The organism is Flavobacterium sp., from assembly GCF_036759525.1.
In the GTDB taxonomy this organism is placed as follows: Bacteria; Bacteroidota; Bacteroidia; order Flavobacteriales; family Flavobacteriaceae; genus Flavobacterium.
In genome coordinates this window covers 33973-57449 of sequence record NZ_DAIOUN010000005.1, presented here as the reverse complement: position 1 = coordinate 57449, position 23477 = coordinate 33973, and the positions used below count along the sequence as shown (strand labels likewise).

Genomic DNA, 23477 nt, shown 5'->3' with positions numbered 1-23477 from the left:
GTTACTTTAAAAATTGATTCGCTACTTGAAGCCAAGCTGCGGGACCTCCGGCCACATAGCCTGTTTTTCCTAATTGTTGTAAATTAATTTGAGTTCCGTTTTTTTGTGGATTCACAAACCAAATTGTAGGATATCCGGTTACTTGAAAGATTTGTTGCAATTGGGCATTTTGATTCTTTAATTTTTCTTCCAATTGAGTTCTTCTGGGAAAATCAAGCTCTACTAAAACTACATTTTTAGACCATTCTTGGAATTCCGGTTTTTTGAAAACTTCATTTTGCAAACGGATACACCACCCACACCAATCACTACCGGTAAAAAACAAAAGCATTGGTTTTTTGGTACGTGACGAAATTTCAATAGCCTTATTAATATCGGTATGCCATGTAAGTTCTTGAGCACTTACTGAGGTCATTGAAAACAAAATGAATCCAATAAGCAATACTTTTTTCATATTTAGATAGATTTTAATTCTTGTAAAAGTTGTTCTGCTTGATAATATCCTACTATTACTTTGGCAATTTCACCTTTTGCATCAATTACATACATAGAAGGATAGCCTTGTACTTGTAAAAAACCTGTAAATTCGTGCATACTATTTCTACCCTTTCTAGTGGCATCATAGCCGGGATTGGAATATTTTTTGCCTTTGTAATTCACTACAGAGTTTCCTTCACCATTAAATTTTACCGCATAATAATTGGCATTGATATAATCTGCAAATTCTTTGGTTTGAAACGTGTTTTTGTCTAACATTTTACAGGGGCCACACCAATCGGTATACACATCCATAAAAATAGGTTTCGGATTTTTCTTTTGAAGTGCAGTTGCTTCGTCAAAAGTTAACCACTTGATTTCTTGTGCTTGAGTGAACGCAACCGTCAAGAAGGCCACAACTAAAAATAACTTCTTCATACTATTAAATTTTTTCAATTTTGTATTTTTTCAAAAATGATGCCGAGATTATCGCACACCATGCATTAATTTTTTGATTATCGGATTTAAAGCCGAAATCAGAACTCCCATTCCTATGGGAACAATTGTAAAAATAAGGAAAAAAGTGCTTAGCGAGTATTCGTTGGATATTTTCTCAATCATACCTCCCATTGACCCGGCCAACTTATTACCCATTGCAATAAACAAATAATAAATTCCAAACATCACTCCTATCCATTTTGCAGGAACTAACTTACTCACATAGGATAATCCAACCGGTGATAAACAAAGTTCACCTAAAGTATGGAATAAATAGGCCAATATAAGCCAAACCATGCTTACCCTTACAAAATCTTCTCCAGTTACTATTGATTGAGCTCCAAAAGCTAAAAATCCAAATCCGATTCCCAATAAAATAAGACCAACACCAAATTTAACGGCACCGGGTAAATTGTATTTGCTTTCCCATATTTTTGAAAACATAGGTGCAAAAATGATAATAAACAACGAATTTAAAATTCCAAACCAAGTTGCCGGAACTTCTGTTTCTGTGGCACTAAATTCTCTATTTACTTTCCAAATCACAATCCCCCAAATAATGATAAAACTTAAAGATAAAATGATGTTTCCTAATGAATACTTAGAAAATGTTTTGGAAAATAATTTTGCCAATACATAGGAAATGATCCCAAGAGGCAATATAGTTAAAATAGCATCGATAATTTTGAATGAATAACCGGCATTTCCTTCGAGTATTCTTTGAGTGTATTTTTCAGCAAATATGGTCATTGAGCCACCTGCTTGTTCAAAAGCTGCCCAAAAGAAAACCGTAAACAAAGAAAAAATAAAAACCACAATCATTCTATCTCTTATGATATTAGCAGGAGTTGCATCTTCTACAACTTTTTCACTTTTGTTTTTAACTGGAGATAGGCCAACATCACCAAATATTTTTTGAGTGAAGAAAAACTGTAACATCCCAAAGAACATAAAAATTCCGGCCAATCCAAAACCTAAACTCCAAGAAACTTTTTCGCCAATATAACCACAAAGCATAATTCCTAGAAATGCACCAGCATTTACACCCATATAGAATATAGAATAGGCACCATCTTTCTTTTCCGGATGATCTTTATAAAGATGACTAATCATAGAAGTCATATTGGGTTTAAACAATCCATTCCCGATGATTAAACAACCTAAACCAACATATAAAAAGAATTCGGTTTCAATTGCCATAGATGCGTGACCTAAGGTCATAATAAATGCTCCAATAATTACAGCCCAGCGATAACCTAATAATTTATCAGCCAATAATCCGCCCAAAACCGGAGTCAAATATACCCCCATAGTATAAGTTCCATATAGAGCCATTGCTTTTTCCGTTGTCCATTCCCAGCCGCCTTTGTCAAAAGTGGATATTAAAAAAATAACCAAAATGGCACGCATTCCATAATAGGAAAAACGTTCCCACATTTCGGTAAAAAACAATACAAATAGCCCTGCAGGATGACCTAGAACTTGAGTTTTAAAAAAGTCGTTTGAAGATGTTGTCATTGGTAAATAATTATTTGATTCCGTGCATTAATTTTTTTAACAAGGGGGATAACAACAATAGGATTCCTCCAAATATTAATCCAACCCAGAATAATTTAGAAAATAAATCGGTATAACTGGCTAATGCAACAGTTACATCTGTTACTTCTCCGCCTTTTGTATCAATCTTAGCTAAATTAGCTAATACAGCTGCAATAAATTCAGAACTAGCTGTTGCTAAGAACCAAACCCCCATCATAAATCCTACAATTTTTTGAGGTGCTAATTTTGTTACTGATGAAAGTCCAACCGGAGATAGACAAAGTTCACCCATGGTATGAAGAAAATAGGCCAAAACTAACCATATCATAGCAATTTTTGCACCTTCAGGAGTTACATTTGCTCCTATCACTAACATTCCAAATCCTAATCCTACTAATATAATTGCAAATGCAAACTTTACCGGTGTATTTGGATTATATTTTCCAAGTTTCACCCATAAACTTGCTACTAATGGTGCAAATAAAATTATGAAAAGTGCATTCAAACTTAAGAACCAAGGGCCAGGAATTGTCCAATCAAAAAATTGACGATCCAAAACTCGGTCTGCATAGAGGTTCATTGATGTATATGCTTGTTCAAACAAAGCCCAAAAAACTACGGAGAAAACGATTAAAACGGTTAAAGCTAATAACCGTTCACGTATAATCTTTTCTTCTTTTATACTATAAAATATAATCATTAGTAAAGCGATTGCTCCTGTTATGCGTAAAGTCCAATCTACAACAGTGTGACGTTGAACCATTTGAGCGATAACAACTAAACTCGCAATCGATAAAATATAAATTAACCATTCTACGTTTATTCCAGCAAATACTTTTTTAGTCAAAATTTCAGGATTTTTGGGTTCTGCTTTTCCCATTAAATATTTTTGACCATATATAAACGTTATTAAACCCAAAATCATACCTATTCCAGCAGCTCCAAATCCGTAACCCCATCCATAATTTTCTCCAAGCCATCCACATAATAAAGTTGCTACAAATGACCCTAAGTTTATACCCATGTAGAATATAGTAAATCCAGAATCTCTTCTAATATCTTCTTTTTCATATAAGGCCCCAACTATAGATGAAATATTTGCTTTTAGAAATCCAACGCCCAAAATAATCAAAGACAATGAAAAGAAAAAGGCCTGTAAAGCAAAAGTATCCTGAATTAATTCGCCATTTTCTGCTAAATAGGCTTGATGACCTTCATAAGCTAAACCTAAATGTCCTAAAACTAAAAGTACACCACCAAAGATTACAGCTTTTCTAAAACCTAAATACTTATCGGCGAGATAACCTCCTACAACCGGTAATGCATATACCATTGCTGCATAACCCCCAACAATAAAATTTCCGGCTTCATCTGTAAATAAATGGTATTTTACTAAATAGTAAATGAGAAGTGCTTTCATTCCATAAAATGAAAATCGTTCCCACATTTCGGTTAAAAATAATATAAAAAGACCAATTGGATGACCCAAAAATTCTTTGTTAACTTGAGAAGTATCGTTTGTCATATGTTCTATTTATAGGTTAGTTTTGATATAATTAGTCATTGTAGTATACAATTGTAAGCGTATTTTTCCACCATAAATTCCGTGGTTGGTGTCTGGATAAATAGCTTGATCAAACTGTTTGTTAGCCAATTGCAAAGCACGAATCATTCGGGTTGCATTTTGAAAATGTACGTTATCATCGGCAGTACCGTGGATGATAAGGTAATTTCCTTTTAGTTTATCTACGTGATTGATGGGCGAATTATCATCATAACCACTTGCGTTTTCTTGTGGCGTTTGCATGTAGCGTTCTGTATAAATTGTGTCATAAAAACGCCAATTGGTTACCGGAGCAACTGCGATAGCCGTTTTAAATACTTCATTTCCTTTTAAGATGCAGTTGCTGGACATGAAACCACCATAACTCCATCCCCAAATTCCGATGCGGGTTTTATCGATGTAGGGATAATTTCCAAATACTTTTGCGGCATCAATTTGGTCTTCAACTTCGTATTTTCCTAATTCTTTTTGAGTTACTTTTTTGAAAGCTGCTCCTTTGAATCCGGTTCCTCTTCCGTCAACGCAAGCTACTAAATAGCCTTCTTGTGCCAATAGCATGTGCCAATAATCATTCGAATTTAACCATTGATTCGCCACTTGTTGTGAACCCGGTCCGCTGTATTGAAACAACAATAATGGATATTTTTTAGACGCATCAAAATCTTTTGGTTTGATGATGTAGGCATTCAGTTTATGACCTTTCTCGGTTATTAACTCAAAATACTCTTTGGTGGGAAGGTCGTAGCTTTCTAGTTTTGATGCTAATTCTTTATTATCTACAATCAATTGAACTTGCTTTCCGTCTTTGGAATTATTCAACGTAAATGAAGTGGGTTCGGTAGCACTCGAAAATGAATTGATGAAAAATTGAAAATTTGGACTAAAAGTTGCTTTGTTGGTACCGGTTTTGGTAGTTAAACGCATTTTACCTTTTCCATCTAATTTGATTTTATACACATCTCGATTAATGGAACCATTTTCAACCGATTGGTAATAAATTTGTCCGTTTTTCTCATCAAAACCATAATACGAAGTCACTTCCCAATTGCCTTTGGTGATTTGATTTCGCAATTTTCCGGATTTATCATAATGATAAATATGATTGAAACCGTCTTTCTCGGAAGTCCAAATAAAACTATTGTCTTTCAAAAAAGTCAAATTATCCGTCACATCCACGTAAGCAGCATCTTTCTCATTTAAAACCACTTTGGTTGTTCCGGTTTTGGCATCCACAAAAAGTAAATCCAGATTATTTTGATGACGGTTTAACACCTGAATACTTAATGCATTGGCATCATTCGTCCATTTTAAACGAGCGATATAAAAATCATTGTATTGATTTAAATTAATGTTTTGGGTAGTAGTAGTTGCTACTTCGTAAATATGCAAACTAACCTCTGCATTTTTCTCACCCGCTTTAGGATATTTAAACACTTCTTGCGAAGGATATAACTCTTTACCATACACATCCATTGAAAACTCGGGAACATCGGTTTCATCAAATTTAATGTAAGCCAAATGAGTGCTCGAACTATTCCAATCAAAAGCCCTCACAAATCCAAATTCTTCTTCATACACCCAGTCGGTAGTTCCGTTGATGATATGATTTTTCTTTCCGTCTGTTGTAATTTGAGTGTGCTTTGATGTTGCGAAGTCTAAAACATATAAGTTGTTTTGATAACCATACGCCATTTTTTTTCCGTCTGGCGAAAAAGTAGGTTCTTGAATTTTATAATCGGCAATTTTTTGCAATTTCTTTGTAGCTAAATCATACAAGTAATAATCAGAAACAGACGAATGACGGTAAATTGGCTCAGAATTTAAGGCAATCAACAGTTGCGTTTCAGTAGCATTAAAAGTATAACTATCGATAGAAGTTAATTCGACATGATTTTTGGTATCAATTAGCGTATTGACCTTTTTTAAGGTTGCAAAATCATACAAATCGATTTGAAAAGTTCGTGAAGCTCTGTCAAAATTTAAAACGGTATATTGATTGGAATTTTTGAGAGCCTGAAGGGCATCCATTCCTTTTGTTCTGAAAGTTCCTGAGGACCAGATGTCTTCTAAAGTAATTTTTTGTTGAGCAATGGCAGATGCCGATACAAGAAGTAAGAAACAAACGAGCTTTGAGAATTGATTCATTTTTGATGCGTTAAAAAAAGATTCAATTTTAGTGAAAAATTCGGAATAAATCGTGTTTTTTTCTGTTAAATAGCAATTTTGGGTTTATGTAAATGCAATCGTGAGTCAATTTATAATTTTATGAAAAAGGTATCGATACTTTTTCTTCCTTATCTTTGCATCACAATTTGAACTAAACATGAACCACGAGATTTCCGGATTTTCCAAATTATCCAAAACTGAAAAAATTGAATGGATTGCACAACAGTATTTTTCGCAACCTGATGAAGCTATTGCTTTACTTAAAAAGTATTGGAATTCTGATGAAAAACTGCAACAATTGCATGACGAATTCATCGAAAACACCATTTCCAACTTTTATTTGCCTTTAGGAATTGCTCCTAATTTTAACATCAACGGAAGAAATTATACCGTTCCGATGGTGATTGAAGAAAGTTCGGTGGTGGCGGCTGCGGCAAAATCGGCTAAATTTTGGTCAAAACGTGGCGGATTTAAAACAACCGTTTTGAACACCGAAAAAATCGGACAAGTTCATTTTATTTATAAAGGAGATAAATCGAAATTAATTGATTTTTTTAATCAAACGAAATCAAAATTCTACGATGAAACCAACAGCATTACTGCCAACATGCAAAAACGTGGGGGTGGAATTTTAGACATTGTGTTACATGATAAAACCGCTGAATTAGAAAATTACTATCAACTCCACGCTACATTTGAAACCAAAGACAGCATGGGTGCCAATTTCATCAATTCGTGTTTGGAACAATTTGCCAAAACCTTGAAACACGAAGCTCACATTTTTGAATCTTTTACGGAAGAAGAAAAAAACATAGAAGTAGTGATGAGTATTTTGTCTAATTATGTAACAAATTGCATCGTGCGTGCAGAAGTCTCCTGTACCCTAGAAGAATTGACCGAAAAACACATAGACAACCCAAAAGAGTTTGCAGAAAAATTTGTAAGAGCCGTTCAAATTGCACAAATTGAACCCTATCGAGCGGTAACACACAACAAAGGCATCATGAACGGAATTGATGCCGTAGTTTTAGCAACCGGTAACGATTTTAGAGCTGTGGAAGCCGGAGCACATGCTTATGCTTCTCGCGATGGTAAATACCGTAGTTTGTCACAGGCTGCGATTGAAAATGGTATTTTTACCTTTGCATTGGAAATTCCTTTGGCATTAGGAACCGTGGGCGGTTTAACATCATTACACCCATTGGTAAAATTGAATTTAGCCATTTTAGAAAAGCCATCAGCTCGCGAATTAATGCAAATTGTAGCCGCCGTTGGTTTGGCACAAAATTTTGCAGCTTTACGATCGTTGACTACCAAAGGTATTCAGGAAGGTCACATGAAAATGCACTTAAACAACATTTTAAATCAATACCAAGCTACACCTGAGGAACGTGTGAGAGTAACCGAATATTTTAAAGACAATACGATTTCACATGCTTCTGTGGCGGGATATTTGGAAGAAATTAGAAAATAATTTACTTTGAAACAAACCTTTTACAGCAACGGAAAATTACTCTTAACCGGAGAATATGTGGTGCTAGACGGAGCATTAGCTTTAGCATTACCTACAAAATTTGGTCAAAACCTAACTGTAGAACCCCAATTATCAAAGCAGATTCTTTGGAAAAGTTTGGATCAAGACGGAAGTATTTGGTTTGAAGATGCCTTTACGTTTGACGAAATCATCAAAAAACCGTTTGATGCCGAAAATTCGGTTCGAAATACCTTATTGGAGATATTGCATGAAGCCTTCCAAATGAATCCCGATTTTCTTTTAGACAAAAACGGATTTAACATTGAAACTCAACTCTCGTTTCCCAAGAATTGGGGTTTAGGCACTTCATCTACTTTAATTAATAATATAGGACAATGGTTAAAGATTGATGCTTTTGAACTATTGCAACGCAGTTTTGGAGGAAGTGGTTATGATATTGCTTGTGCTCAAAAAAATACACCTATTATATATCAATTGGTAGACCAAAAACCTATTTTTAAAAGAGTTGTATTTTATCCCGAATACAGAAATCACCTATTTTTTGTTTATTTAAATAGAAAACAAAGTAGTAAAACAGCTATTGCAAACTACATGAATAAACAAAGTGAGATTGGTAAAACCATCGAAAAAATAAATGCCATAACACAATCTGTACTTACTAATCCGGATTTTAAAACGTTTGTCTATTCGATGGAAAAGCACGAAAATATTTTAAGCGATGTTTTAGAAACTAGCACCATTAAAGAAGCTTTGTTTGATGATTTTAAAGGCACTATTAAGAGTTTAGGAGCATGGGGTGGCGATTTTATATTGGCCATTTCAAAAGAGAATCCTACAGGGTATTTCACAGAAAGAGGGTTTCATACTGTAATACCATTTGATGAAATGATTTTAAAATAAAAAATCCCGGATATCCGGGATTTTTTATTCTATACTGAAATAAATTCTTAATAGTTAAACTGGAATCTATTATCCTTAATTTTGGCTTTTTCTTTCAAGGCAGGAAACACTCTACCCAAAGCAGAAGCATTCTGACTGTTTAACGCATTTACTTGATTACCATAGTTCATTGTAGGTAATGCATCTGTACGGTTTGTTGTTTTGATAACAAAAACACTTCCGTTACCTTCAATAGGTGCAGACAATTTATTCACGGGTGTAGCAAAAGCAACTCCAACAACTTTAGGTTCAAAACCGGCAGAAGCTACAACGGGTGTTTCTAACGTTACATCTGGTGCATTTTGAACTTGAACCGCATTAGATTTAGCAATTGCATCAAGAGATGCCCCTTTCATTTTGGCTATAATCTTTTCTGCTTTCTTCTTATTTTTCAAAATAGGTTCAACTTGTAAACGTGCTTCTTCAATAGCCAAGAAACCTTCTTCGTTTATTTTTTTCAAACGAGCAACCAAATGCCCCACTTTTGGAATTTCAAAGCGTTTCACATCGTTTACATCGGTATCTTTTTCAAAAGCCCAACGAATTACTTGTCTTTGTGGACCGGCTTGACCCAACATTTCGTCTAATATTTTAACACGCAAAGAGGGTTCAATGGTTAGTTTCTGCTCTTTGGCAGCCGTTTCAAAAGATTTTTCAGTAGCAGCCATTTCAAATTTTACTGCATTAGCATAAGCACCCTCTGCCGTTTTTTCTGAAGCTTGTATTTTTTGAGCAATTGTAGCCAAACGAATGGCATCTTGCTTGTCTGTAACTTTAATAATGTGGTATCCAAACTCTGTTTCAACTAAACCAACTTTACCCACTCCGTTGTTGAATACAAAGTCATTAAAAGCCGGAACCATTTGACCTGGTCCAAAGAAATCTAAATCACCTCCTCTTTGAGCAGACCCTTGATCTTCAGAAGTAGTTAGTGCTAAAGATGTAAACGAATCCGGATTGGCATTGATTTGGGCTAAAATACCTTCAGCTTTTACCTTAGCTTCGTCTTTGGTACGATCTTCTTTAGGTTGTGCTCTAGACCCCGTAAAACTAATCAAAATGTGACTCGCTCTAGCTTTAGCTCCTGCTTTTCTTCCCATTGATTTGCTTAGAGCATAATAATCTCCATAAACATAAGGACCATAAACTTGACCTTCCGGTAAGTTAAACAAGGTTTCCGCAAATTCTGCCGGTAAGTCAGACTTGGCTAAATAGGTAGAATCATACGGGAAATCAGAATTTGCATTTACAAATTCAATAGTATTTGAAGTTGCTGCAAAACTAGGTAAAGTATCATTTTTGGCTGTAGCCGCATTGTAAACTACACGAGGAGACAAGAAAGAAGTCAACTTATTTTTGATTTCAATTTTGTCAGCTTCAGAAGCTTTATCCTCAATAATAACATATTCAATCTCACGCGTTTCGTCTGCTTTGTATTTTTTTGGATACTTTTTCATGTAATCCAATAATTCTTTATCAGACACTGTAACTTCACTGTCTTTTATAGAAGAATAAGGAACAGCAACAAAGTCAAAAGTAACTTTATTGTTTTCCATGTTGTATTTGAATTTGGCATCATTTTGAGTTGTAAAATAACCCGATTTTACCAAAGCTCCATAAATTTGATATTTTGCATTGATATTGGCATTCTCTTCTATAGACTCATAGTATTGAATTTCTTCAGGACTTTTGCTGGATTTGATGTATTGTCTGTATTTGTTAATGTCAAACTGCCCTAGCTCGTTTTGAAAACTTGGATTTTGACCAAAATTCTGGTCGGCTTTAAGTGTTTCAATCAAATGCTTCTCACTAATTCTGATTCCTAATTTTTCAAGCTCTTCAGACAATAATGCTACATTAATCTCTTGCTCCCAAACTCTATTTACCGCTTGAGTAGTAGACATTCCTTGACCGCTTTTTTCTGTATTTGCTACTTTTATTCTAAAATTTTCAAAAGCAATATCTTCTCCATTCACACTTCCTACATTTGTTGAAGATTGACTAAAACCGCCACTTTGAATTACATCTGCCAGTACGAAAGAGAATAATGCTAAAGCAATAATTACAATGAGTATAAAAGAACGTTGTCTAATTTTACCTAAAATCGCCATTTTTTAATATGTTTAATTTTATTTCAGTTTGCGAAAATACAATTATCTATGAAATAATTATAAAGAATTTCATTTAATTTTAATTTTTCACAAAAGATTTAAAGTTGTGGGTAATGGTTTAAAAAGAAACTCCAGTTAGTTGCTAAAATCTGTTGAAATTTTATATTTAAAAATAAATTTATTCTGAGATTTTTAAGGTAACCAACTCGATTTTGTTGCTGGTTGCTTCTTCGACTTCAAAATGAAAATTTCCAACTTCAATATAATCGCCTTTTTGCGGAATCTCTTTGGTATGATTCATAATAAATCCGCCCAAAGTAGAGTAAGAATCTTCTTCCGGTATGTTTAACTTGTAGGTTTCGTTTAAGTATTCCACATCCAAACGGGTAGAAAAGCGGTATATATTTTCTTTTATTTGTTCTTCGATTAAAGTTTCATCCGAGTCGTGTTCATCTTCAATTTCACCAAACAATTCTTCAATAATATCCTCTACCGTAATCATACCGGATGTTCCACCGTATTCATCCAAGACCACAGCAACACTTTTTCTTTTTTTGGTTAAAACATTCAATACATCTTTAATAAACATCGTTTCGGGCACAAATTCAACCGTCATTAACACTGATTTGATCGTTTTGGGTTTCTTGAACATTTCAAAAGAGTGTACATACCCTATAATATCATCCAAAGAAGATTGATAAACCAAAATTTTTGAATAGCCTGTTTCAATAAAAACTTCTCGAAGATCTTTTACTGAATCGTGAATTTCTACTGCAACAATTTCGGTTCTTGGATTCATGATATCTCTGGCTTTTACACCCGAAAACTCTAGAGCATTTTGAAATATTTGAATTTCAGAATCAACTTCTTTTGAATCGTCTACTGTATTCATTTGTTCCGTAATGTAATTTCCCAACTCTACTTTACTGAAAAAAAGTTGAGTTTGATCTCCGTTAGTTTTAAAAACCCTTTTTAAAATAATATCTGAAATCCAAATTACAAAAGAGGTTAAATAATAGAGTAATTGGTAAAAAAAATAAGCCGGAACTGCAAATATTTTGACAAAAGTATTGGCGTAAATTTGAAAGAAAACCTTTGGTAAAAATTCGGCTGTAATGAGAATTAAAATGGTTGACAACAAAGTCTGCACCATCAATACTGAAAAAGGAAGATTTAAACTGTTTGCATATTCCGGATACAACCAACTCACGATTAAATCGCCCATTGTAAAACCGTAAATTACCAAAACAATATTGTTTCCAACCAACATAGAAGCAATAAACTTAGATGGTTTTTCGGTAATTTTATTCAAAATTTTGGCTACTAATCCGTCTTGCATCTTTTCGATGCCCAAGAATACTTTGTTTGAAGAAACATATGCAATCTCCATACCGGAAAAGAAAGCCGATAAAAGCAAACAGATAACAATTACACTAATTTCAAACAAAGCTTTATTTTTTGGTGTTGTTCATTTTGTTAATGAACTTTCTTCTGAAGAAAAACATAAAAAGTGCCATTGCAGCAAAGAAAAACATCAACCAAGGGTTTCTTTCTTGCGATTGAAAAGAATCTATGCCTAAATAAATAAAAAAGGCAAATGCAAAAAGATAAAAATATTGAATGTATTTAAGATAAGCCATTACAGTTGATTTAAGTTTACAAGTTATTCTGCTTCGTTGATTTCGGCATAAACTTTTTGAAAATTGATGCGATTAAAATCTTTGCTGAAATCTAATCCTTGACCGGAGGTGTTTCCTTTCAAAGGGTCTGTAAATTTAAACTTTTTTTCGGTAAAAAACCATTCATTTTTTTGGTCGTAATACAATTGTTCGGTTTCTAAGAATTGGCCTCCATCTGAAGTCATTTTTACATTTCCTTGCAAATCGATAATTTGAGTACCTTTGAAGGTAATGGCATAATCGGATTTGATAAAATTTTTCTTCCCATTTTGATCATATAAAGTTACTTCAACGCCTTTTGGAAATTCCATAAAAGGATACTTTTCGTTACCGTAATCAAACATTTTAGGACTTACAAGAACTGCTTTAATTCTTCCGGAATCGGTGTATTTCAAATTGATAGTGTCGGCTTCACCGGTTGCCATAAACTCAGATACATTAATTTTCTGAATTTCTTTAAAATTACTTTCACATGCAAAAAACAATGTCACAGCAAAAACTGTGACACTATTTTTCAATATTTTTTTAAGCAATGACATAGGTATTACAAATTGGGCACCGCAACGCTTTTACCAACCCAACATTTGAAACTAATAGTTTGACCGGCTCTTCCGGAGCTAAAAATATCTTGTTTGGATGGAGCCAATTTATCATAAGATGCGGCAGCAGCAGTACCAGATGCCGTTCCGGCTTTACGGGCTGTTTGAGCTGCTAACCAATAAATAGCTCTCTTTTCAAACGGATCATCACCACATTCGTTTGCACTGTTGGCATACAACTGAGCAATAAACACATAGGCTTCACCAAAAGAAGGCTTGGCTGCCAGTGCTTTTTCAGCATAGGCTCTAGCTTGAACTTTATTGGAGTTCCCATAAATATTTCTTGCAATAGTATAATACACATTTGCTTTCTTATTGTTGTCTTTTTGTAATTCAGCCGATTGGTTGAAATACTCCAATGCTTTTGCTGTGTTTTTCTTAGTATAAAACGAAACCCCTAAATTGTAGGCAGACTCTGCCGTTGGATTTAAAGCATGTAAAGCATCTGATATTTTTGAGAACAATGGATCTGATGAACATCCTTTTTTGTCTAAACGATCAGCAGCTCTTTTCAACCATTCTGCATCTCCTTTTTTCTCTTCAAAACTTCCTCCTAAAAATGGAATAAGTCGGTCACAAGTAGACAACTGAGCAATTTTGTTATCCATACTTGTTCTAATTGTTTGAAAAGCATCTAGGTTAATTTGGTGATTGCTTTTCGAAGTGTTTTCTTTATCTGACAATTCTACTCCACTTTCCTCTTTTTGCAATAACACATCCAAAGCATCTGAAACTTGTTTTTCCTCTTCTTCAATTTTATCTGAAATCATATCGTACTTAGCAAATAAATCTTGAAGTTTAATTCCTTTTGTTCCGGCTTCAAAATCATTTACATAAATTTCAAAGTATACATATAATGCTTTAGGGTTGGAGAAATTGGCACGATCATTCTTGAAAGCATCGTCTAACAATTGATAAACTTCTGCTGGTGTTCCTACATTGTTTTCAAAGTAAGCCATAGCTTTTTTAATACGGTTACCACGTCCGTTATCTGGGAAATGTGTATCAAATTCCCCTAACATTTTAACCAACTCTTTAACTTCTGCTTCTTTATCAGCAGGTGTTTTTGCTTTGTCTATTCTGTGATTTAAAATTTGTTCCCCTCTAATATAGATAGCTTGATGGAACGTTGGGCAGTTTTTACGAGTATACATCCAGGGCTCATAGGCACTATCAAAATCTTTCGCTTTACAGAGCTCGTTAAAGATTGATAATTTTTCAGCACAATCTGCAGGTGTTTGAGCACTACTGCTAGTCATTCCAATTATAAAGGCAAATACAATACTTAATGTAGTTTTCATAATCTTAAAAATTTCTGTATTATTCATATTTTCTTTTAACAAACCATTTGTCGTTTAGTGACAAACCAATACTTACATTTAAATAATTTTCTTCTATCAAACCGGCGTTGGTTGTTCCGCGTTTTCCGAACTCTACTCCCAGATTAATATTAGAAAAAGAACCTGTAACCGGAAGACCTAAACCAAAAGTTATGCCATAATTATTTATCTGCTCGTTATTTAATAGCAATCCGGTATTTTCGTAATTAAATCCGCCACGATAAGTAACTCTTTTAAAGTAACTGGTAAAGGAGGAATAATTAGGTATATAAAAACCTCCAACACTTATTTTTTGGCTATTCTCAAAGCTTGCATTTTGAATATCATTAAACCGGTTTCCAAACTGACTTGATTCCTGAAATGTAACTTCTGCTCCAATTCCCCACTTCTTTTCCTCTCCAAATCCTAACCCAAAACCAAACTTAGACGGTATCTTTAGGCGGGTATTCGAAACGGGTATTTCTTCCTCAACTTGAGGAATTTCGCCAAAAACAGGAGAAAACAATACTGTAGCTATGGTTCTTTGATTTTGTAAAGTTAATTTCCCTTCAGGTGCATACACAAAACTTGAAAACAACGTATGCTTTTCACTTACTTTTCGAGAATACATTAATCCGAAATTCACATTAACCCCGCTAATGTTACTCTCATTTATTTCACGTGTTCCCAATTCTACTCCCGTAATGTAAGTTGAATTCTTTGTGGCAATATCACCAAAATTGTAATTCAAATCGGCTCCAATACTCAAGTGTGGGGTTATAGAATAACCCAATGCAGCAAATACTCGATTTACACCTCCTGAACCATCGTAAAGATTATTCACCTGACCCGGCTCACTGTTTAGATTTTGAATTTTATACCCCACAGAAGAAAAAGGCAAAAGCCCAATTGAAGCTCCAAACTTTTTTGAGATAGGCATAGCTACTACTAAATACTCCAAAGTGGTTCTTTGTGCCCGTTCTGACTCTGAGCTAGTTTTTAAACCTACAGAATTGTAATTTCCTGCTACTGTAAATGTGGTCAGTTTTAACTTCGAAAAAGAAGCCGGATTTTGTAAGTTCACGTGAATGGAATCTGAAAAAACAGAAACACCTCCCATTGATCTGTTGTCTATTGCCCCCTTGAACTTTACATCTCCAATTCCGTAGAAAGAATAAGGAGAGGCTGTTCCCTCTTGTCCAAAAGAAAGTGTCGAAATAAGTAAGACAACGCCTACGATTATTTTTTTAATCATTATGTGTTTGGTATTGAAATAAATCATTCAAACTATCTAATAAGAAATTTGAATTGGCAAATATGGTATTTTTTAATCTTTTAGCCAAAAAATCAGCGTCTCCTCCCGTTAAAATTATTGTAAAGTTTTGGTTTCCTTGCAAATATTGGTTGATAAAGCCGTCAATTTCATGTATAACACCATTTACAACACCTGAATGAATAGCTTCAAATGTTGAATTTCCGATAAAATGTTGTGGCTCGGCAAACTCTAAAAGGGGAAGTTTTGCTGTAAATTGATGCAAAGCTTCATATCTAAGTTTGATACCTGGAGAAATAGCTCCACCCCAATATTGATTTTTATCGTCTATATAATCGTAGGTTATAGCCGTGCCCGCATCTATTACTAATCTATTTTGATTTGGAAATCGCAATGTTGCACCGGAGGCTAATACCATGCGATCTATTCCTAGTGTATTTGGGGAAGCATATTTATTTACAAAAGGAAACTTATCATCTCTTGAAATGTGATGGATTGAAATGCTTTGAGGCACATTATTTAAGACTTGCTCATTAAAATTTGCAACCGACGCAACAACTAAATGCTTTATTTGAGGATGTTTTTGAAAAAAAACTTCCATTTTTTCTGAAATTTCATTCGACAGACAAACAAAGGTATCCCTTTGTATATTACCCTCATAAACAGCACCTTTAATTCGGGTATTTCCAACATCTAAAACTAGATTCATGGTGTTAAATTTAATTTTGCGAAGGTACGCAATGAATTTTTTTTACAATTGTTTTGGATAAAATAAAAATCACACTATATTTGCACCCGCATTGCCACGGTACCTTAGCTCAGATGGTAGAGCAACGGACTGAAAATCCGTGTGTCCCTGGTTCGATCCCTGGAGGTACCACCGAAAGCCTGAATAGAAATATTCAGGCTTTTTTAATTTTATCCTACTGTATCTTTTTGTGTTTGGGGTAAAACTTCCTTTTTGATTTCCAAATCACCGTTTGGAGCTGGTTCTTCATACTCAATCTCTTTTAAATCTTCTGATTTTCTTCCTATACCTATTTTAGGATTTTCCTGTGATCCTGTAATTTTAATTGGTATTCCTAAAATACCCAAAGGTGGCAGTCCCAACCTCATCTTTATATTCAAATCCCCATTAAAACTCGTCTCGCCTTCTATTCTGGGTCTGAAACCTGCAACTTTAAAACGGAATCGTTCTAATTTAATAATATTATTTTTTACGGTAGTACGAATAGATACTTTTGAAAGTTCGGGATCTTGCAAGGCATTGGTTTCCGTTTTTTGACTTACTACATTAAAAATCTTAAAACCTTTCATTTTAATATTCTTCACACTTAAAACTCCCCCTCCGGTTAAAGACGGATAAATTGGACTCATATCAGATCCCAACTTTCCGGATAATTTATAGTCTAATGCAACTATTCCTTCGGCGTAAGCTGCTGCCGAAGCCATTTCTTTGAATAGAGGTATTTCATTGTAAGCCCGTTTGATATCAAAATCTGATGCTTTTACTGATAAATCAAAATGAGCTTTATTAGAATTTTCGGGTGCATAAATTACATTAGATACCAATTTTGCTCCTGCAATACTCAAACTTGTATTTATCAATTGAAGCTGTCCTTTATTGATTTGAACTTTCCCCTTTAAATTCTCAATCAAAGTTTCATCCAATTTTATTTTTGCAAAATCTCCATTGAAATTGAAATTAAATTTCTGAGGTAAAAGCATAACACCATTTTCCACAACGGGTTCCTCTTCATTTTCAATTGGAGTTGGTATTAAAAATTCATTACAATTTAAAAACCGAGATGTAACCGAAAAATTCCCATTTAAAATCTCTGAATCAGACAACATAAAATTGATTACATTATTCATATACCCATTCATTTTAAAATCAGATTGGCCATAGCTTGCAGTAAAAGCATCAAAATACATACGATCTTGATTGAAAACAAATTGACCTTCTTCAATTACAAAAGGCAAAGGCAAAATATCAGAGTTTATTTTTATTTTTTTGAGATCTAATCGTCCTGTATTTTTTAAATTTTGAAATTTACCAGATGTGGCATCACTTTGTTTCCCTTTAAAACTCACATCAACATCTGCAAAACCGGTAACATTCAATCCTTCTTTATTAAAAACTTTGTAAATCTTTTCAATATTTAGTATCCCTTTTGCATTTATATCATATAAAACATCATCAAAATTTTGAAATGAAGCATTCGCCACAAAGGGTTTATCTTCAAAAACAAAAGATAAAGGTTCCAAAAACAACTTAGAATCAGCAAAATTGCCATTTGAGTTGGAAAGTTTAGCCACAACTTGAATGTTTTTTATTGGATTTGGATAAAATTGAGTTTGTATAAAACCGTCTTTTAGACTGAAACTACCCTTGGTTACTGGAAATTGACCCAAAGCTTTATCATAAGCTCCTCTTGAAGTAATATCGGCTTTAAAGATGCCTTTTAAGGTTAAATTTTTGAGCCCCAAAGCCTCGTCCAATTGAGCTAAATTAAGTTGCGACCGAACTCTGGCATCCAATTTAGGTTTTGAATACCCTTTTAGTTTGATATTCCCATTGAAATAATCTTGTCCAACATTAAAGAAAACAGAATCAATTTTAACCCCGATTTGTTCCACATCTAAAGCCGGTAATTGGGTGTCAAAATTTAAAAAAATATGACTTGCCGCAATAGGTGCATTTTTATTTGAAATATAACCTTCTCTCACTTTCATATTGAAATGTATATCGGGCTTTAAACTTTTTTCGGCAATATATTTGCCCTTAAGAGAAAAATACAAATCGGTTTTACCTTTAACTTGAGTATGCTCTAACCAAGTCACAAACTGCGGCGGTAAAGCCGTGAAAAAATTTTCTAACGAACTATTTTGAGATTGTACCGTAAAATCAAGATTATATCCGTTTTTTAAAAAATCCAACTTGCCTTTAAAGTCTACCGGTAATTTGTTTATCATTAACTTATTTTCATCAAAAAACAATTCTAATGAGTTTGTGTTCACTTTTGTAACAAGGTTGGCATTAACTTTTTTATTTTTAAGATAGTTTTCTGAATCAAACGTAAAATCAAAAGCCTCAATTTGGGCTTTTGTTTTGAGATTAAAAAGTGATTCATGTAAATTTCCTTTCCCTAAATAATCAAATCCGAGAGCTTTAATTTCAATTTTGGTTGACAAATCAGAATAGGTTAAATCTAGTTTTCGGATATCAATTCTATCCAATTGTATGGAAGTTGAGGAAGTATCCGATTCGGTAGTTTGTGTATCACTTTTATAAATATTATAATTGGGGTACCCTTGCTTTGAAACTTTGATATTGGCTTTTCCTTCTGAAATATAAATCTCTTCGATTTTTATTTTTTCTCCAAATAAAACCGAAGCTACATTAATTCCAAATGAAACTTCTTTTACAGAAAGTAGCGTGTCTTTTTCAAAAGGTTTTGAACCCTTTAACCAAAAATCTTCGAGGGTAAGGGTTAATGAGGGGAAATGAGTAAAAAAAGATAATTGAGTTTCTCCAAAATTTAGCTCACCGTTTATTTTAGCATTGGCAAACTCTTTTACTTTATTTTCAATTGTTTGGGAAAACAATTTAGGTAGTATAAAAAGTAACGCAAGAAAGACAAATATCACGATAAAAAATCGTTTCCCCCATTTAAAAACTTTTGATTTAAGATTTTTTAGTACCATACATATCGGGTCTTTAACGGAATAAAGGTACAAAAAAACAAAACCCAATCACTACGGATTGGGTTTTAAAAAAATCAAATTATATTTAATTCTTAACTAACTTCAAAGTTTGAACTCTGTTGTATTCGTCTGAGGTTTTAACCAAGTAGACTCCGTTGTCCAAATCACTTATATCAAAAACAGAATCACTTGTGAATGAGTTTTGAAATGATTTAACCAACTGTCCTGTTATTGAAAACACTTCTACTTTTTGAGTTGCTATACTAACAGAAAAATAATTACGTGTGGGGTTTGGAATTAAAAAGGCATTCTCTGTAATTTCTAAATCCGGATTACTTAATGTACTTGCAGGTCTGTTCCCAAAAACGCGGTATTCACCCGGTTGAAGGTTAATGGTTGCACTTGTACTAGTAACATTAACAGGAGAATTATCCATCAGATTATACCAAGTACCGGTATAGGGAAAATCGGGGATTATATTTTGAGCCGCTACAGAGAAATTGGCCAAAATCACAACATTTCGCAATTGATTGGATGGAATAGAATTATCAAAAACATAAATACGTTGTCTGATATTGTTTCCATCTGGACTAATGGCAAATTGACCATTGAAAACCGGATTATTTTTCTTTAAATCAATAAACTTAGCCCAATCGTTGTAAATTGCTACACGATTAGGAACAGAAAGCCAATTTTGAGTCCATTGCGGTTGTGGTTTAGTATCTAATTTACAATCTCCCGGAGTTGTGTCATAATCTGAATTAACAGTACCATTTGAACAAGTCCAAATTGAATCACTCATACCTAAAGAAGCAAAATGCCATATCATCTTAGGTCCAGGGATTAATAAATTAACTGCCCCAATTGCTCTCATTCTGAATAAAGCATTATTTAAATTTCCGTTTACAGGAGCTGAACCTCCACCATTTCCGAAAGTTAAAGCTTCATACATGATACGATCTTTATCATGACTTTCCGGGTAACCAATTAATCTTTTTCCATTGAAACCACGTGCAGTATGATTCATTCCGGAAAGATCGGCATTAATAGAATTCCCACCTAAAAGTTGTTTATAAGGAGTCCAAATTTCACCCCACAACATGATTCCTTTTCCTTCGTTTAATCTGTAGTTTGCCCATTCAGACTCTTCCTGATTTCCACCTAAGTGTTCAAAAATCACATAATGATTGGGGTCTAGCGACCATGAATAATCTGCATATTCTTTTAATACAGCTACTCGATCTGCTCTATAACCATTGGTACAAGCCTCATCGTTAGCATTACATTCTTGTGTAAACCCTTTGGTTAAATCCCATCTAAATCCATCAATCTTGTATTCTTCTATCCAATGTTTTATTACTCTTCTGGTGTAATATCTAGTTAAAGCCGATTGATGGTTAAAATCTTCACCAACACTATAACTGTGTCTGGCAACCGTATTAAAGAAAGGGTTGTCAGAGGCTGGTGCTCCCCATCCATCACCATCCGGATCATTCATCCACATACGCACACCTGGATTTCTTCCAAAGGCGTGATTTAATGCTAAATCCAAGATAACAGCAATGCCATTTTGGTGACACAGATCTACAAACTCTTTGAATTTTTCTGGAGTACCATAGAATTTATCCAAAGCCATATGAAACGATGTATTGTATCCCCAACTCTCATTACCTTCAAATTCCATCACCGGCATTAACTGAATGGCATTGACTTTGAGATTTTTAAAATAATCTATTCTATCTATTAGACTTTGGTAATTTCTATTCGCATCAAAATCTCGAATTAAAACTTCATAAATAACTAAATTATCTTTATTAGGTTTAACAAAATTAGTTGTTGCAGGGCTCCAAGGATAGGGTGTTTGACCCGTTCTTAAAACTGTAACTTCACGCTCTTGTCCTTGAGGATATGCCGGCAAATTAGGATATGAAATAGAAGGAATCCAAGGATCGTCAAATGGAGATAACACCATTGTAGAATACATATCAGCTGTTTTAACTAAGGCTGGTGAATTGGTCGTAGGTGTTTGATCCACCACCCAATATTGATAGGTATAGGTTTGATTTGGAGTTAGCCCAGTCAATTCTAACCAAAAAATATTGGTAGAAGGATCTCTTTTCATCGCGTAAGATGCATCAGGTTGCCAGTTATTAAAACTTCCCGCAACATAGACAAAATCTTTTCCCGGTGCATTTAACTTCAATAAAGCTCTGCTTGGATCTGAAGGAAAATAATTAATTCCATCTTCCATATTTGCCGGAATAGCTTGGCTTAAAGTTCCCGGATTTACTATAACGCTAAATCTTCTGGTAATAGTTGCAGAACCTTGCGTTACGGCAAGTTCATAAGTTTGATTTGCTGTAATATTTGTATGCGTAAATGAATAACTGGAAGTAGAAGCATTAGAGTTGATGATATTTCCATTAGCTCTCAATACATAACTTGCATTTCCACCTGTATTATTAGCGGATACATTTAAACTCCCTCCCGAATTAATTATAGTAGCACTATTATTAGCCGGTGCTGTTAAATTAAGTTGAAAAGTACCAACATTAAAAATAAAGTCACCACATGATGGGGGTAGCTTTAAGGTTTGAGAACCATTAGCATTTCTAAAAACCATTCCCAATTTGGTAGCATTAGCTTGTTGAGTGGCATTGATTCCAAAATATGTACTGGGTGTTAAGGTTATTGACCAAGTTCCGTTACCGTTGTTGGTCATTAGCCCTACTCCATTATCTTGACCCCAATTTCCAATAACAGAAAAGCCAAAAGCATTTGTATCGTCACCAATACCAGCATGCATGTATACTTTAGCTGGTGCTGTTCCCATTTGATTACAAGTTTGAGCAGCTGTTGATACAGTAATGGTTATTTGATCATTTACATTGAATGTTGCCGGTGTAATAGTAACTTGGGCAAAAACAATAGAAGTAAAAAAGGTAAGTAAAAAAGTAAAAAGGTACGTTTTTTTCATAGCTGAAAATTTAAAATGATAAAAAAGGGCTGTAGGAAACAGCCCTTTTTAAATAATATTAAGAAACTATTGAGCAATTAACTCATAAGTGTAAGCTCTTGGATTACTTAAATCCAATCTAACTAAATAAGTACCGGCAGCATCTAAAATCAAATCTGGCCCATCATAGTTTAAACTATCTGTACTACCTCCTAAGTTGATAGTCCATGCATTGTTTGCTCTAAATTTGTAACCGCCAGCTGTCATGGCTACTGTTCCTTCCCATTTTAATGTACTTGGATTGTAGGTAAGAACAGTACTATTATCCCATCCACCAGGTGTTGCTGCTCCCACAATTCCCCAAACTGTTGCATCTGTAGAATAAACAAGGGTGGTTGTATTAGCACGAACTCTGTAATATCCCGGAGAAGCTATACAATCTGTTTCACCAGACTCTGCAAGAACGCCAGAGAAAGAACCATCATCTCCCCAATCGGTATTCCCCCAGTTGAAAGCACCAGACTCACTTGGACCAACAAATTTATAACCACCATCTAACCACATGTATCCTTCATAATCTGTAGCACCAAATCCTGATGCTGCAATACGAGGTGCAGTTGGTGGATTCCAACCTTGATGATTACCCGGTACAGCTAACTTAGGTAACTCTGTTGTATATGAAGTTACTAAAATTGTAATTACATTTGAATACACTGGCTGACTATCAACAGTTCCGGTTGTAGCTTTGATACGGATATCTAATCCTTCTTCAACAAAAGGAGTTAAACCTGCAGCACCTGCAGCACCATTCAATTCAGCTACAGACCAAGTAATGTTTGTACCAGTTGTATTTCCAGCAATTACAATTGATTCAAAATCTGATCCCGATTTTGCTACTTCAATGTCATAGCTTACGGCTGTTGGAGTACCATAATCCGCTTTTGACCAACTAACTGTAATTGCAGGATTATTTTGTAAGGCAGGAGTTAGTGCTATTGTTGTTCCCCCATCAGGAGTTAAAATTGAGAAACTGCTTGGTGGAGTTAAAAACATTAGATCTTGTTCGTCTTCACAAGACCAAAACCCAATTGAAATTAGGGTTAACATTAATATTTTAAAAGTATTTTTCATTTTTGTTAATTTTTAAATTAGTC

General features: G+C 34.3%; 17 protein-coding genes and 1 tRNA gene. 3 read left to right on the top strand and 15 right to left on the bottom strand.

The features are described 5' to 3' along the window. Window position 1: 1 nt before the first annotated feature. The 5 genes from V7M80_RS05735 to V7M80_RS05715 are packed head-to-tail and all read right to left on the bottom strand — an operon-like array spanning window position 2 to window position 6223. Window positions 2-454: a thioredoxin family protein gene (locus tag V7M80_RS05735; protein ID WP_333694666.1), complete on the bottom strand. Its 453-nt coding sequence runs from the start codon at window positions 452-454 to the stop codon at window positions 2-4. Between the two features lie 2 nt (window positions 455-456). Continuing rightward, window positions 457-915, bottom strand: coding sequence for a thioredoxin family protein (locus V7M80_RS05730; RefSeq protein ID WP_333694665.1), 459 nt, complete (start codon window positions 913-915; stop codon window positions 457-459). 48 nt (window positions 916-963) lie between these two features. Continuing rightward, window positions 964-2493, bottom strand: coding sequence for a peptide MFS transporter (locus V7M80_RS05725; RefSeq protein WP_333694664.1), 1530 nt, complete (start codon window positions 2491-2493; stop codon window positions 964-966). Between the two features lie 10 nt (window positions 2494-2503). Continuing rightward, window positions 2504-4039, bottom strand: coding sequence for a peptide MFS transporter (locus V7M80_RS05720; protein WP_333694663.1), 1536 nt, complete (start codon window positions 4037-4039; stop codon window positions 2504-2506). A 9-nt stretch (window positions 4040-4048) separates the two neighbouring features. Further along, a complete protein-coding gene (locus tag V7M80_RS05715) occupies window positions 4049-6223 on the bottom strand; it encodes a S9 family peptidase (RefSeq protein WP_333694662.1) in 2175 nt (724 codons plus the stop codon). Window positions 6224-6401: 178 nt separating this feature from the next. On the opposite strand from V7M80_RS05715, the gene V7M80_RS05710 reads away from it, so the two are divergent. Both V7M80_RS05710 and V7M80_RS05705 read left to right on the top strand, forming a co-directional pair. Further along, window positions 6402-7718, top strand: coding sequence for a hydroxymethylglutaryl-CoA reductase, degradative (locus tag V7M80_RS05710; protein WP_333694661.1), 1317 nt, complete (start codon window positions 6402-6404; stop codon window positions 7716-7718). A 6-nt stretch (window positions 7719-7724) separates the two neighbouring features. Then, window positions 7725-8639 carry a GYDIA family GHMP kinase gene (locus tag V7M80_RS05705; protein WP_333694660.1) on the top strand — a complete coding sequence of 305 codons (915 nt, stop codon included), beginning with the start codon at window positions 7725-7727 and terminating at the stop codon, window positions 8637-8639. Between the two features lie 47 nt (window positions 8640-8686). On the opposite strand, the gene V7M80_RS05700 is transcribed toward V7M80_RS05705, so the two are convergent. The 7 genes from V7M80_RS05700 to V7M80_RS05670 all read right to left on the bottom strand — a co-directional run bounded on the left by V7M80_RS05700 (window position 8687) and on the right by V7M80_RS05670 (window position 16368). After that, window positions 8687-10789 carry a peptidylprolyl isomerase gene (locus V7M80_RS05700; RefSeq protein ID WP_333694659.1) on the bottom strand — a complete coding sequence of 701 codons (2103 nt, stop codon included), beginning with the start codon at window positions 10787-10789 and terminating at the stop codon, window positions 8687-8689. 178 nt (window positions 10790-10967) lie between these two features. Next, on the bottom strand, window positions 10968-12179 hold the full coding sequence (locus tag V7M80_RS05695) for a hemolysin family protein (RefSeq protein ID WP_442902345.1): 1212 nt from the start codon (window positions 12177-12179) through the stop codon (window positions 10968-10970). A 61-nt stretch (window positions 12180-12240) separates the two neighbouring features. Continuing rightward, the gene (locus V7M80_RS05690) at window positions 12241-12429 is read right to left on the bottom strand and encodes a hypothetical protein (protein WP_333694657.1); all 189 of its coding nucleotides are present in this window, start codon (window positions 12427-12429) and stop codon (window positions 12241-12243) included. A gap of 23 nt (window positions 12430-12452) precedes the next feature. Next, window positions 12453-12986 carry an LPS export ABC transporter periplasmic protein LptC gene (gene lptC, locus V7M80_RS05685; protein ID WP_333694656.1) on the bottom strand — a complete coding sequence of 178 codons (534 nt, stop codon included), beginning with the start codon at window positions 12984-12986 and terminating at the stop codon, window positions 12453-12455. A gap of 26 nt (window positions 12987-13012) precedes the next feature. Next, window positions 13013-14368: a tetratricopeptide repeat protein gene (locus V7M80_RS05680; RefSeq protein ID WP_333694655.1), complete on the bottom strand. Its 1356-nt coding sequence runs from the start codon at window positions 14366-14368 to the stop codon at window positions 13013-13015. A 19-nt stretch (window positions 14369-14387) separates the two neighbouring features. Continuing rightward, on the bottom strand, window positions 14388-15641 hold the full coding sequence (locus V7M80_RS05675) for a hypothetical protein (protein WP_333694654.1): 1254 nt from the start codon (window positions 15639-15641) through the stop codon (window positions 14388-14390). Next, a complete protein-coding gene (locus tag V7M80_RS05670; protein ID WP_333694653.1) occupies window positions 15634-16368 on the bottom strand; it encodes a type III pantothenate kinase in 735 nt (244 codons plus the stop codon). The genes V7M80_RS05675 and V7M80_RS05670 overlap by 8 nt, the downstream gene beginning before the upstream one ends. Window positions 16369-16466: 98 nt before the next feature. Here V7M80_RS05670 and V7M80_RS05665 point away from each other — a divergent pair. Further along, window positions 16467-16539: transfer RNA gene (locus V7M80_RS05665), tRNA-Phe, on the top strand. 38 nt (window positions 16540-16577) lie between these two features. On the opposite strand, the gene V7M80_RS05660 is transcribed toward V7M80_RS05665, so the two are convergent. From V7M80_RS05660 to V7M80_RS05650, 3 genes are all read right to left on the bottom strand, one after another. Continuing rightward, window positions 16578-19268, bottom strand: coding sequence for an AsmA-like C-terminal region-containing protein (locus V7M80_RS05660; RefSeq protein WP_333694652.1), 2691 nt, complete (start codon window positions 19266-19268; stop codon window positions 16578-16580). 184 nt (window positions 19269-19452) lie between these two features. Continuing rightward, the gene (locus V7M80_RS05655) at window positions 19453-22344 is read right to left on the bottom strand and encodes an alpha-amylase family glycosyl hydrolase (protein ID WP_333694651.1); all 2892 of its coding nucleotides are present in this window, start codon (window positions 22342-22344) and stop codon (window positions 19453-19455) included. Between the two features lie 66 nt (window positions 22345-22410). Then, a complete protein-coding gene (locus V7M80_RS05650; protein ID WP_333694650.1) occupies window positions 22411-23454 on the bottom strand; it encodes a SusE domain-containing protein in 1044 nt (347 codons plus the stop codon). Window positions 23455-23477: the final 23 nt, after the last annotated feature.